This window comes from Viridibacillus sp. NPDC093762, from assembly GCF_050279675.1.
Lineage (GTDB): Bacteria > Bacillota > Bacilli > Bacillales_A > Planococcaceae > Viridibacillus.
In genome coordinates this window covers 187,519-200,998 of record NZ_JBNNUK010000005.1, presented here as the reverse complement: position 1 = coordinate 200,998, position 13,480 = coordinate 187,519, and the positions used below count along the sequence as shown (strand labels likewise).

16 protein-coding genes are annotated in these 13,480 nt (G+C 32.7%); 2 read left to right on the top strand and 14 right to left on the bottom strand.

Features of this window, described 5'->3' with window-relative positions; translation table 11 throughout:
* Positions 1-84: 84 nt before the first annotated feature.
* The 5 genes from ACQKM9_RS09345 to ACQKM9_RS09325 form a co-directional block, all read right to left on the bottom strand.
* Positions 85-1,068: a glycerophosphodiester phosphodiesterase family protein gene (locus ACQKM9_RS09345; protein WP_427734110.1), complete on the bottom strand. Its 984-nt coding sequence runs from the start codon at positions 1,066-1,068 to the stop codon at positions 85-87.
* Between the two features lie 153 nt (positions 1,069-1,221).
* On the bottom strand, positions 1,222-1,641 hold the full coding sequence (locus tag ACQKM9_RS09340) for a hypothetical protein (RefSeq protein WP_427734109.1): 420 nt from the start codon (positions 1,639-1,641) through the stop codon (positions 1,222-1,224).
* A 243-nt stretch (positions 1,642-1,884) separates the two neighbouring features.
* Positions 1,885-2,271, bottom strand: a complete 387-nt coding sequence (locus tag ACQKM9_RS09335) for a hypothetical protein (protein ID WP_427734108.1) — start codon at positions 2,269-2,271, stop codon at positions 1,885-1,887.
* Positions 2,272-2,667: 396 nt separating this feature from the next.
* Positions 2,668-3,093: an HIT family protein gene (locus tag ACQKM9_RS09330; protein WP_427734107.1), complete on the bottom strand. Its 426-nt coding sequence runs from the start codon at positions 3,091-3,093 to the stop codon at positions 2,668-2,670.
* Positions 3,094-3,159: 66 nt separating this feature from the next.
* Positions 3,160-3,675, bottom strand: coding sequence for a GNAT family N-acetyltransferase (locus tag ACQKM9_RS09325; protein ID WP_427734141.1), 516 nt, complete (start codon positions 3,673-3,675; stop codon positions 3,160-3,162).
* Positions 3,676-4,330: 655 nt separating this feature from the next.
* Here ACQKM9_RS09325 and ACQKM9_RS09320 point away from each other — a divergent pair.
* Both ACQKM9_RS09320 and ACQKM9_RS09315 read left to right on the top strand, forming a co-directional pair.
* Complete coding sequence (locus ACQKM9_RS09320; protein ID WP_427734140.1) at positions 4,331-5,719, top strand: alkaline phosphatase; 1,389 nt, start codon at positions 4,331-4,333, stop codon at positions 5,717-5,719.
* 68 nt (positions 5,720-5,787) lie between these two features.
* A complete protein-coding gene (locus ACQKM9_RS09315) occupies positions 5,788-6,423 on the top strand; it encodes a DUF4352 domain-containing protein (RefSeq protein ID WP_427734106.1) in 636 nt (211 codons plus the stop codon).
* Between the two features lie 173 nt (positions 6,424-6,596).
* Here ACQKM9_RS09315 and ACQKM9_RS09310 read toward each other — a convergent pair whose 3' ends face one another.
* The 9 genes from ACQKM9_RS09310 to ACQKM9_RS09270 all read right to left on the bottom strand — a co-directional run bounded on the left by ACQKM9_RS09310 (position 6,597) and on the right by ACQKM9_RS09270 (position 13,126).
* The gene (locus tag ACQKM9_RS09310) at positions 6,597-6,923 is read right to left on the bottom strand and encodes a YnfA family protein (protein WP_427734139.1); all 327 of its coding nucleotides are present in this window, start codon (positions 6,921-6,923) and stop codon (positions 6,597-6,599) included.
* Positions 6,924-7,127: 204 nt separating this feature from the next.
* The gene (locus ACQKM9_RS09305; protein ID WP_427734105.1) at positions 7,128-8,147 is read right to left on the bottom strand and encodes a phosphotransferase family protein; all 1,020 of its coding nucleotides are present in this window, start codon (positions 8,145-8,147) and stop codon (positions 7,128-7,130) included.
* 59 nt (positions 8,148-8,206) lie between these two features.
* Positions 8,207-8,434 carry a hypothetical protein gene (locus ACQKM9_RS09300; protein ID WP_427734104.1) on the bottom strand — a complete coding sequence of 76 codons (228 nt, stop codon included), beginning with the start codon at positions 8,432-8,434 and terminating at the stop codon, positions 8,207-8,209.
* Between the two features lie 31 nt (positions 8,435-8,465).
* Complete coding sequence (locus ACQKM9_RS09295; protein ID WP_427734103.1) at positions 8,466-8,867, bottom strand: hypothetical protein; 402 nt, start codon at positions 8,865-8,867, stop codon at positions 8,466-8,468.
* A gap of 306 nt (positions 8,868-9,173) precedes the next feature.
* Entirely contained in the window at positions 9,174-10,103 is a 930-nt protein-coding gene (locus tag ACQKM9_RS09290) for a GNAT family N-acetyltransferase (protein WP_427734102.1), read from the bottom strand.
* A gap of 37 nt (positions 10,104-10,140) precedes the next feature.
* Entirely contained in the window at positions 10,141-10,545 is a 405-nt protein-coding gene (locus tag ACQKM9_RS09285; protein WP_427734101.1) for an NUDIX hydrolase, read from the bottom strand.
* 32 nt (positions 10,546-10,577) lie between these two features.
* Positions 10,578-11,015 carry an ASCH domain-containing protein gene (locus tag ACQKM9_RS09280; protein ID WP_427734100.1) on the bottom strand — a complete coding sequence of 146 codons (438 nt, stop codon included), beginning with the start codon at positions 11,013-11,015 and terminating at the stop codon, positions 10,578-10,580.
* A gap of 621 nt (positions 11,016-11,636) precedes the next feature.
* The gene (locus ACQKM9_RS09275) at positions 11,637-12,470 is read right to left on the bottom strand and encodes an MBL fold metallo-hydrolase (RefSeq protein ID WP_427734099.1); all 834 of its coding nucleotides are present in this window, start codon (positions 12,468-12,470) and stop codon (positions 11,637-11,639) included.
* Positions 12,471-12,562: 92 nt separating this feature from the next.
* On the bottom strand, positions 12,563-13,126 hold the full coding sequence (locus ACQKM9_RS09270) for a GNAT family N-acetyltransferase (RefSeq protein ID WP_427734098.1): 564 nt from the start codon (positions 13,124-13,126) through the stop codon (positions 12,563-12,565).
* Positions 13,127-13,480 lie beyond the last annotated feature (354 nt).

Sequence of the window (13,480 nt, the reverse complement as noted above, 5' to 3'; positions counted from 1 at the left end):
GTTCAAAAATAGTAATTTTAAACTAAAAAACAAACCTGTGTCCCATCGTCTATGGAAACCAGCTTTTTTTTTACTTACTAGGCTCTACTTATTATATATAGGTGCAATCTTATCAATCCGATTTGTCCAAATACCTCCTGAATAATCTTCAGGTAGACGTTTGATATCTGCTGGCGTATCAAAGCCACTTGAAAAGCCTGATCCATTGCCTCCAACAAAAATGACTCGTGTATCTCCATTATCCATTCGGTTTAGAAAACGATTTGGCCAGCCCCAAAGCCACGGTGCCACTTTTTCTGGAATATGTAATTGACCGTGCTTAAGGCTTGCAGGTAAATAACCTGTCCACCCTATAGCCATATACATTAAAAGGTCCTTTTTTAATGTAGCTTTTGACATTGTTCGTAAATTTGATAAACGGTCTCTTAGCACAGCAATTGGTTGATCGCCGCCATACACAGTTAATTGTTCGAGGCGACTCTCTGGCAGTTTTTCTAGATAATTTGCCAATCGTATTCCTTCATTTTCATCATCACTTTTGATGTGAATCAGGAAAGAAGTCTTTGGAAAGTTATTCAATACTTCATCAAGTGTTGGCATTAGATCTATTCCTTTTCCTCGGAAAGGAAATGTTTTTCCATCATCTGCCGTATAACCGTATCCGATGTCTAATGCCTGTAGTTCACTAGTTGTATAATCTCTTGTCACACCTTGTCCATTTGTCCGACAATCAAGTGTCCAATCATGGAAGATCACAAAATTATGATCTTTCGTAGGTTGCACATCAAACTCCACTAAATCTGCTCCAGCTTTAATTGCAGCTTCTATTGAGGGAATTGTATTTTCCCAAAAAGGATATTCTGGTTCTTTAATACGCTCTGCTGTACAAGTATCATTTTCTATGGCTTCCATCGAAAAAGTTTGCGCAAGTTCTCTATGCGCAAGAAGTAGTGGTGCTCCCTCTCCCCGTTTAGCAAACAATGAACTATTGTTTACATATATAAATACAATAAGGATAACAAAGAACCAAGTTGTTTTATGTTTGAATAGCCCCTTGATTTTATTCATTTGACTCTCCTTTTGATAGTCTAATCCATGTGAAAGTTGTTCTGTACGAATAAATGTAGTACTACATATTCAGTAGTTCATAATTAATATTCTAATTAGAAAGTAAATTATTAGGAGTCAATTAAATGTGTAAAACCAATAAGTAAACGAACATCATTTTTTCCCAAGTCTAAATCCTGAGACAAATACAATTAACATACAAATAAAAGTAAGAATGATAATTGTTGAACCATCTATCATAGTTAATAGTCCTGCTAATTTGCTTGCTAACCAAACAAACGGAAGAATATAGTACTGTGGGATGGCAGCGACGTTTCCAAATCTGCCTACTTCGTCTGTTAGGACAAATTGCCAGATGAATAATACTAACGAAATCAGCCATACACTATTCCCCAAAATCAAACCTTTCATAGAGCTTTTACTAAATCGCCCGATTATGTAACCAACCCATAACCAATATACGAAAAAAACAATTTGCGCGATCAGAGGATAAAATGGAATCATTGATTGATGAGCTAAGTATCCATAGATACCTGGAAAAACGATCAAAATTAAGCCTAGTATATATTTCATCCTGTTCATCTCCTTCTAGATTAAGTTTCAAATTCCTTAAACTTGTCTACTACCTCTTTCCATTAATATTCGTAAGATTTCTAGATATTACTGATTGATATAGAAAAGCTCAACAACTATGAACTTTTTTATAACTAAAATTAATGATAGGTAATAAACAAACAAAAAAAGAACTGCTTCTTCAAGTTTGAAGTGGTAGTTCTTTTTTATGACATTAAACTTTTCATAACTACTGTATTTTCTCTAACCAATAAATTTCTTCTTATTATAGTGATGCCGAATTGACAACGAGACAACTACAATGCTGATGAAAAATACAGCACTCATACTGATAATAAAACGAACAGCATAATTTGCATCATACTCCACTAAATTATCCATGATGTTCATATAAATCGGGAAAAATAAAACGCTTCCAAATACAGTTTGATACGGAATGATTCTACTAGTCTCATCGGTGAACACTATTCCATCTAATATAAATAAGATTAAAAATACAATACTTATAATAGCAGCTACCATGACAAATTCACTTTCCATTTTAAAGCTGCCCATATCTATAACATACGCTAAATAAAATAAGACGAATCCTATAAACGCCGAACTCACAATTTGCTTTATGAAATTCATCTTTTCATCCTTTCCAGAAAATTTATTATTATATTACGGCGCCTTCACAAAAATTGAGCAAACATCTTCTTTGAAAATGTATTTTGCCTCTTTCTTTTACCTTATATATAACAGTGTAAAAAACGGCTAATGCAGAACTATTCCTTTCACAAATGACCAATATTACTTTAATTACTTAATTGATATTAGAATTGTGAAAAAATGCTGCTAATCCGATTTTTAGTATGTAACGTTGGGAATTCATACACGCTTTCTACACCGTACACTAGTCTATGCTTGAGTAGCTTTTTTGTGCCAAATGAGTCATTTACTCTTTCATCAAGCTTTGTAAAATGTTTTTATAAAAAAATAAAGGAACTCCACGTGACCGGAAGTTCCTTTTACATTCACTACTGTTTAGTTAATTATTTCATTAACGGCATCGATTAGTTTTCTTTTTGTCTCCATTAAATTAATATCTTCTTCTATATAATTATCCTCACCTGAATAGAAAGTGGCGAATGACTGATCTTTGTATCTAGGTACAACGTGCATATGATAATGAGTTAATTCATTGAAAATGCCACCGTTTTGGCAAATGGTAATACCATCAGGGTTAAACAGTCTTTTTATTGCTTTAGATAGAAGCATAGATGCCCTCATTATTGCATTAGCGATATTTTCATCAAGTTCTTCAACATCATATATATGCTGTTTAGGCAATATTAAAACGTGGCCTTCGTTGTATGGGTCATGGTCTAAGAAACAACATACGTAATCATCCTCGAAAACAACATGAACTTGATCATTTTTATTAGCTAAACTACATCCTAAACAGTCCATTTTAATCTGCCTCCATTAGTACATTAAATTTGAAAAGTAATTTACATTTAAACTATCTACTATTTTTTATTTCAAATATTCTTCTCTTAACACAGCATAGTAATATTCATCCCACCATGTATCTCCATGAGGTATACATTTTTTGAAGTACCCTTCTCTTCTCATACCTATTTTCTCCATAACTCGATAAGATGGAATATTCTCGGGCTGACAAGTGGCAATTATTCTATGTAACTTTAAATCTATAAATCCATAGTCTACAAATGCTTTGGCCGCTTCAGTAGCAAAACCCTTATTACAATAGTCCGGATTAAACACCCAACCTATTTCATAAGTATGTTCACCAAAGTATTTAAAAAATTCAATATGACCTATCAGAACATTTTCGTCTTTTAACAAAATTGCAAATTTCTCAGCTTTATCGTGTAAATTATTATTTACTAACTGCTTTGCTTCATCTTCATTTAACACACCTGACGGCATATACTCCATTACATTTGGGTTAGATGTATACGCATATAAACTTAACCAATCTTCCTCCTTAAAATTCCTAATTAATAGTCTTTCAGTATTTATCAACACTTCCATTGTCATCAACCTCCAATTCTAAATTGCATCAAATATTCTCCCTCGGACCACACCATCAACTCCCTTAATTATACAACATAACTCTAATTTGGAATTACTAGTTATTTAATTTTTTTTAATTTGAGCGTTTCACAAAATAAGACCGCCCTATTATAATTTACATTTTTTCTTCAATTGTTTTTTTCCAGAATCCCACCATTAACGCTGTTACAATAGAACCAATTAGAAGTGAAACTACATTCCACAGTGAGGAGCTTGTGATTCACAGCCAAAGTATAATGTAATCCGCCAGCTATTGCCACACCAACTACAGAACTAACAATTAAATTCTTTATTATGCGTTGATTCTCAGAATAAAAACGCTGAAAATTTTTCAATTAGATTTTAAAAAAATCAACTCTTTTCAAGAGTAAAAAAACCTTCAGATATTCTTTTTACCTAATAGATGTTGCACTGAATATTACAATTGTATTTATAAAAATAAATTACCCGATTTTGAACATACTATAAAAAAATAATTTAACAGTTTTGCGATGATAGTTAATCTCTTCATTACAAATAATTTACATATCTATTACATGGCGATAACACTTCCATAAAACTGTTCCTGTATATTTTAGATATACCATATTTAGGAGGAATTATATTGATGAACAAGAATTTCAAAAAGAAATTACTTGCGTTTGCTGCTGTATCTACTCTGGCGATTAGTAGCCTAGGAGTACCTTTTTCTGAGGCGCAAGCAAAATCCGCAGCACCAAAAGAACCCGAAATTAAAAATATTATCTTCCTTATTGGAGATGGCATGGGTGTTTCTTACACTTCAGCCTATCGCTACTTAAAAAACAGCCCGAACTCAAAATTTGTCAGCCCTACAGTATTTGATAAATATCTTGTTGGGCAACAAATGACTTATCCAGAAGACACAAAAGAAAACGTAACGGACTCTGCATCTGCTGCAACTGCAATGTCAGCAGGTATTAAAACATACAACAATGCTATTGCAGTAGATAATGATGAATCAGAAGTGAAGACGGTCTTAGAATCTGCAAAAGAAATGGGCAAAGCAACTGGACTTGTAGCAACTTCAGAAATTACTCATGCAACACCAGCAGCATTCGGAGCTCATGATCCAAGTCGAAAAAACATGAACGGCATTGCAGATGACTATTACGATGAACTCATTAACGGCAAGCACAAAGTCGATGTTCTGCTAGGTGGCGGATCATCACTATTTATCCGCGAGGACCGTGACCTTGTGAAAGAATTTAAAAAAGATGGCTTTAACTATGTGACAACGAAAAAAGATTTACAAAAGAATAAAAATAAACAGGTTCTTGGCTTATTCGCAACTGGTGGAATGGATAAAATGATTGACCGCAAAGCTGAGACACCTTCCCTAGCAGATATGACGAACTCTGCCATCTCTAGCTTAAAACAAAACAAAAATGGGTTTTTCTTAATGGTTGAGGGTAGCCAAATCGATTGGGCAGGTCATGATAACGACATCGTTGGAGCAATGAGTGAAATGGAAGATTTCGAAAAAGCATTTAAAGCCGCGATAGACTTTGCTAAAAAAGACAAGCATACATTAGTCGTTGCAACAGCTGACCACTCAACTGGTGGTTTCACAATTGGTGCAAATGGCGATTACAACTGGTTTGCCACTCCAATCAAAGCTGCTAAACGCACACCAGATTTCATGGCAAACCAAATTGCCAATGGTGCCGATGTTGAACAAACTTTAAAACAATATATTAAGCTTGATTTGACAGCTGAAGAAATTCAATCGGTAAAAGATGCAACAGCTAAAAAAGAAATTGATATCGACAATGCCATCGAGAAAATCTTCGATACGCGTTCAAACACTGGCTGGACAACTGGTGGTCATACTGGTGAAGATGTTCCTGTTTACGCATACGGTCCATCATCAAGCAAATTTGCAGGACAAATTGACAATACAGACAACGCTAAAATTATCTTCAACATTTTAGAGCAAGATAAAAAGAAAAACAAAACAGTCATCAAAGATAAATAACATAATTTTGAGAAAGGGCTGACACTCCTACCGTTAGCCCTTTCTTCTATATAAGTGGAGGTTTGAAAATGAAAAAATCACTCGGCTTTTTACTTTTATCATCCTTATTATTTGGCTGCTCTGACAAAGATTTCAGTACTAGCTCCCCTGCTTTGGCTCAAGAAATAGAAAGCAATTACCTCGATGGGTATGGAGCAAATCCACAAGTACCTGATGACCGTAAATTACTCACTATCGGACAATCCATCAAAGATGCAAAAGGTGAAGCAACATTACAGAAAATCAACTTAGAAGAACAAACAATCACTGTCGGAGATATCAAATTAACAGTGAAAGACACAAAGCTAATTCATCTATTCCCTGATTATAGTCTTACCGACTATTTCCACGCCCTTACCCATGAAGAGGAATTTGAATTTGTGAAGCTTTTTGTAGAGATAAATAACAATTCAAACGATAAAGTAAGCTTCGCACCAATCGCTATGATTGAAACAAATACTGGTCAGAAAATTACTTGGGATCAAGACATTTACTTAGAAAACTTAAATGAAGAAATTGAAGGCAGTGCATCTAAGAAAGGCAATTTGGGCTTCATAGTTGATGCAAAAACAAACTTAGAATGGATTGAAATTACAACAAGTGATGTGTTTGATGAAAATGAAGTAAAAGTTGCTGATGCCAAAAAGTTTCGAATTAAGTTTTGATAAAAAAGCTATACAAAAAGACATTTAGACTTTAAATTATCCAACCCTAATTTTAAAAAGGATAAATAAAAGGGCATTACATATTTTATCTGACTAATATGTAACACCCTTTCCTTTTTATTAAAATAATGCCTCCAATACTTGAATAGCTATGTACAGTTACTTACTATTTATTATTGACGTGGTGCTAATAACATTACCGCTACACCAACTAAGCATATTCCTGCACCTACCCAATCGTACAAATCAGGTGCTTTTTTATCAATTCCCCATCCCCACAGTACAGAAAGAACGATAAATACTCCACCGTAGGCAGCATAAACTCTACCGAATGATGGAAACGATTGAAATGTAGCAATAATACCATATAAGGCTAAGGCTATTCCTCCACCTATTCCCCAATAATATGGTTTACCTTCTCTTAACCATAACCAAATCAAATAACCTCCACCAATTTCAGCTATACCTGCAAGTATGAACAATGCAATTGCATAAAGAATTTTGACCACTTCCTAAAACAGTATTATAAAAAATAAATTATAACTTATTCTTATTGAATTGCCTGCAATATAAGCAACGGAATGTATTTTTTTGTTAGTGCTAATGTATTTTTTAGAGATCAAGTAAGTTTCTTCGCAAATTTTTTTAGCATTCTTCCTAACAATGAAAAGAAACTGGTAATATCCTGATTGTATTAACTCTCATTAAGCAATCTCCCTAACAATTTCCTCCATCGTTTTCAAATAACGTTCTACCCATACAGAAAATGACATATTCGCATCCCAAGTAACCGCACCGATAGCCTTTGCGCAGCCCCAATCTAATGTTCTTTGCATAAGCATATGTACTTTTAAACGTTTTATGATGTGCTCTTTTTTATCAGTACTAATCATATATATCTTTAAAAAATGCTTCGCCACATCTAATTCGTCATGATCTATGTACATTGTTAACATTTTGATCAAATCAGCTAAGGGGTCACCAAAATAGGCATTGGTAAAATCGAATACTCCACTTATTTTCCAATCTTGCCCTTCATGCAGAATCAAAAAATTACCTGGCTTAAAATCACCCATAACAAATGTTGGTGTATTAAAATGATTAAAAGCATCAAGAGCTTGTTGTAAAACATTTTCAACCCATTTCATATCACCTAGTGTTATTTCGGAATACTTTTTGGCATCTTCTATCCAATAACTAATTCTATTATATAGCCACCCTGTATAACCCTCTTCGAATTCTTTTAAGCTATTAGTATTAGGATTAAACTCTCCGCATACATCTACTCTCCAACTATGCATTTGCAATAGAGTTTTCGCCATACTTTCTGCAATTTGTTTTTTATCTTCACTCATCAAATTATCAGCTACTTCTATATCGTTCAAATGCTTCCCTTTTAGTCGTGGCATCATAGCATAACTCCAACCAAATAACGAATTAGTTGTACCTATGAAATACGGTGTGGGAACAGGTACATCAATACATTTCGATATATTATCCACAAAAAATTGTTCCTCTTCAAATTGCCCGGGAAATAGTGGATTGCCTTTCAAAACAAACTCACCTTTAGAAGAATGAACAAACATTGTCTGACCCATTGCACCATTATCAGTTTTTTTCGAGGAAATAAGTTTACCGAAATTGTGTTGATTAAGCATTTGTTGTAATTGCTCATTCGTAATATCACCTAATTTATTTGAAGCGAAAAGAATTTTTGTTGTCATTAATTAGCCCCCTTAGCATTTGAATAATTCAAGTAAAGATACTTTATAGAAATAATGATTTAATCTCTATACCATGCCTCTTCAAATTCAACTTTTACCGCCCTACCAAATAGTGCTCCCCACTGAATAAAACCAGAACCGCAAGCTGTTATTACATTGCCATCTTGAACGACTAGATCTGCTACATAGTTCGCATCATCAAATAATCCACATTGCGCTCTATGTTCTTCCAGCAATGCAACTGTGTATTTTTTTCCTTTTAATAACCCTGCCTTTGCTAGTAACATCATATTTTTCTATTTTATGTATATAAGTATATTATAGTGAATGCGCTCTTTTTGATATTTTCTGTATGATAAACTCAATACAAAAGAAAACTGTTACACATAACAATGCAATCATTAATCCCGTTTGAATGTATCCTTCCGGTGAACCACCTGTTATAAAATTATAAACTGCAAAAATCATTAAACATATTACTCCACTAACAATGTGAAGCAAAAAACTAATGATTTTATTTAGATGAAATTTACGACAAAAATTTCCAATAAGTTTCGAGGAAAGTAATCCAAATGTGAAAATGAATGGAATTGTTACTGAACTGACAACAAATCCAATGATGAAATAGTTATTAGCATTTTCTTCAATAAAAAAAACCGGAAGAATATAAAAAGTGAACATGGCAGTTAAAGTTGCTACGAATAGTTTTTGTGACAACATCATGATCAAATCCTTTCAGATATACATTCAAATGTCTCAATACAAGTCTAATGCAATGGAACTTGGTGTGATTTTTTACTTCCCCATTCTTTTACATTAGTTAGATTAAGCTTATCATATACTGAAAGCATTTCTTCTGAAAATTGAGTATTGATTTGAGTTAATTCAATTATTTACACAAAAGTGTGTATTTACAAATAGGTATTAAATTCAAATCACTTCGAACACCTATGAAAAACACATTTTGCATTGTATGTGAATTAGTTAAAAAATGTTCATTTTATATTCATTAATACCATTTGGTACTTACTTTGTATTCACTTGATAATAAGCTTCGAGCAGTTTTTCGACTGGGATGTTATCTATTTTCATGCCTGTAATAACGCTATTCTGTATTTCTACATCTTTGAGATTGCAATGACTTAATTGGCTACCTTTCAAATCACATCTCTCAAATAATATAGGATTATTTTCATTTCCAAGATCTGTGTCTTTAAAATGAACTCCTCCTAAAGATGCCAAAAGGATTTCGCTATTTGCAAGATTTAAATCCGCAATAAGTGAATTTCTAAAATTTATATTTTGAAACTTAGAATGGCTGAGGTTGCAATTGCTAATATAGCTATTCATCAAATTACTATTACTAAATGAACTGCCTTTCAAATTTACTTGATGATATTCGGCTTTATTCATATCACAATTGTCGTACTGTATTCTTGAAAGTTCTTTATTTTCAACTAGATTTTCTTCATCGATAGATGTTTCTATTTGCTTTGTATAATAATATTCATCTTTCGTTTCGAAGTCTTTTTCATACTCCATCTTTTCGTAAAAGTAATGATTATTGATTTGCCTGCTAGACGTTTCTAGTTCCCATTTCCTTACATCACAAAACTCTTTTTCCACTAAACTTATCGCTCTAGAACCGAATCCTTTACCTTGATAAATAGGGTCTATGAATATACGGTCAATTCTCCCAAAAGATCTCCCCGATACTGTAACAATGATACCTCCAACAATGATTTCATCTAAAATCACCTTATAATAATTCAACTCTTTAATCATATATTTGTTCATTTCTATAGATGCATATCCTGGAGGTTGAATATTATAATCTGTATAGGCTTCCTCTTCTGACAACCACTTTTTTGCTTCTTCATCAAAAGTTTTCTTCATAATTCCAGTTAAAGTCTTTGCATCATTCATTGTTGCTTTTTCTAACGTAAATGTGGACATTTAAAAGTGCTCCTTTTTGAAAGTAACCATTTTTATTTTATAAAGATAAAAAGAACGGCTCTCCCTCATTTTCCAAGCAATATATAAGCTCTTTTTTAAAATCTTCGTTTTTCATTAGTAAAAGAGCATCTTTAACATCATAAAATCCAACCGATAAACTTTCTGAACTTGTCTGAATTTTAGAATTCATTGCAGTTCCTAACCACCAAAAATTACATATTCCACTATCCATCTCTTGAGATATTCCACAAAACTTTATTAATTTGATATCTATACCCGTCTCTTCTTTAACCTCTCTTATCACAGTCTCATTAATCATTTCATTCTGTTCCACTTGCCCCCCAGGTAATTCCCATCCTCTGTTAGGATCTTTTTTTAATAGAATTTTATTTTCACTATTGAATACTACCGCTCCAGAAGTCAAAGTAAATATAGCTGTCATTGGGTCTCCTTTTTAAAATGTCATATTACAACCTATTTAATATCAATAAGTTTGAATCTCTCACATACAAGAAGAATATCCTCTGTAAATGTTAAACCGTATTTTTGTAATTCTGAACTGAAAAATTTCACATGTATATCTTTCCATTTCTCATATGTACCATCACCTTCTGCAATTGCAAATTCTTCCGTTACCTCATTCATAGGTACTATTGAAACTTCAACTGTTTTGACAATTGCAACAGGTTGCTCTTCACTATTCAAAATAACCCCATAATCATTAATCATAGGTAACGGCATGTTTTTCAACTCATAGAAAGCATGACCAGAACAGGTTGCTGTTTTCTCTCCACTAACTACTTGTTCGGCTAGCCTATCTGTCGTATCACCGAACTTCCAAGTACTTACTGATGTTGGCTTATTCTGTTCTCCCCAATACTCGTTCCAATAAATTTGTGCTTCTTTATTCATTTTAGAACCTCCTATACCTGCTTTATTAATCTGACTTTTATTTTTATATATAGTATGAAAACTCTTTACTAATGCTCGAACCGGTATGATATGGGAATCGTAAATAAAATATTAGTTCCCATAAAGTAGTTCAATTCAGTAATTGCTGCTCAAGTCTCTTTTCTATTTGTTCATCCACCTCTTCAGCATTGAAGTATATGACATCAATATCTGCTATTGTCGTTTTTTTTCATAGTCATGTAGCAGATCCTAGGCTTTACTCCGCACAAACTATCGAACAGTCTAGCAAACTCAACTGTTCGATAGTTTGTAAAATCCCCATCATCTATGTATCTTTTTTATCGCTTCTATAAGATCAAGTTCATTTTGTAAAATCAATGAGAATACACTACCTTTCTATATTTTAAAATCGGAAATATTCTATTCTAGTAATTGCAGTTTTTCAATGAGTTATTGAATACTTCATTAGTTAGAAATACACAGTTAATTATTGCCAATAAAACCCTTCAAAGTCAAATACAGAAATATTATGAGAGATTCAAAATTTTAAAACATGATTATATTATCTATATAAACGTTAGTAAAAAAACGTTTTGCAAAAAGGTAAATGAAAACATGGATTTATCTAAGTCCGAAGCTTTTCATGAAAAAGACCATATCATTTGAAGGTTCAATATCAAACTGCTTTTTGTATGCTATTACTCCCTCTTCTAAGCTTGAACAATTATCAGCGATAGCATAACTAATATTTAATTGCTCCCAATAAGATACTATTTCTTCTCTACTGCAAACTGACTCATGTGAGCATACATAGTATTCAGCATCATACTCTTCAATAATTTGTATCATCGGAAATAGTAAATTAGCATCGAAATGGTTACTTCCCTGTATTGTTCGTCCATAAATACAGTCACCTAAAAATAGAGTCTTCTCTTCAGGAATATATAAAATTGTTGAATCGTCCGTATGCGGACTTACAATTTGGCGTATCTCACATGTAACCCCACCTAAATCAATTTTCATTTCACCATCAAAAGATAGATTCACATTTTCAGGTAAAAAATTCACTCTATCAGTAATCTCTGACTTTATACATTTTATTGAAAAATCATTAAAAACACCCTTAGCTTTTGCTATTTCTAATGATTTATCATCATATTTAGTCTCTCGATACATATTCAAATAATTGCTTGTTTTGTTATTTGCAATTGAAATCAAACTCCATTCTTTTAAACCAAAAGTATGATCCCAGTGATGATGAGTTAAAACTAAAAATTTCATCGGTGGCAAGCCCATTTTGTCTATTTCTATTTTAAATTCGTTTGCATGTTTGGGTGAATTTCCTGCATCAACTATTAAACAATAATCGTCACCTATCACAAGACCTAACACTGGCCTATCTGTTTCATCACTATTTTTCATATAGAAAATTCTATCAGTAATTTTTTCTAACATTAATATCACAACTCCTAACTCTTTTTTCAAGTCTTTTCGTCATAAATTCAGTCTAAATAGAATGAGATTTATACTATATAAAAAATCATCTCTCATTTTTGAAACTCTGAATTTAACAAACTATAAAACCACATATCTTTACATTCTCCAGTAACACTATGGCATTCAAACTTTCTTAAATAACCTTCTTCTTGGAAGTTAAATTTTTTTAATAATACCTTTGAAGCTATATTTTCATCACTAACAATTGCCTGGATTCTTACTAAGCCTAAATAGTTAAATCCTATTGATAAAACCTCATGCACTGCTTCGGACATTACTCCACGACGCCAATATTGTTCTGATAGTTCATAGCCAATTTCAGCCCTTTTCCCTTCAAATTCACTTAAAAATATCGTTCCAATAATTTCATCTGTGACTTTGTCTGCAATTGCAAAACGAATAATCCAACCTGCATCATAGCCTTTGTTCCATAGTTTAATAACTTCATAACTTCTTTCTAAAGTTTCTGGCCCATTCCAATCAAGATTTCGATATACATTTTCATTGGAATAATATTTTAATAACGCAGGTGCATCTTCCAATCTTAATTTTCTTAAACGAATTTTTTGCGTTTCTATTATTGGAAACTCTTTTAATATTTTTGCAAAATCCATAGTTATTCCCCCAGAGAATATTTAATTCAATCTTTATTCACATGTAGTACTTATTTGGTTAAAACTTGCTTCTATATATGTTCGAATAGGTTAAATGTTTCCTTGAGTAGGTTAAAACACCCTCTGAATGAGTTAAATCAAGTGCTGAGTTGATCAAATCATTTCCCTATACTCTCCAGTAGGTTAAATGCTGCTTCGAGTAGGTCAAATCATCTTCTGAATGAGTTAAATCAAGTGCTGAGTTGATCAAATCATTTTTCTATACTCTCCAGTAGGTTAAATGCTACTTCGAGTAGGTCAAATCATCTTCTGAATGAGTTAAATCAAGTCCTGAGTAGATCAAATCATTTTTCT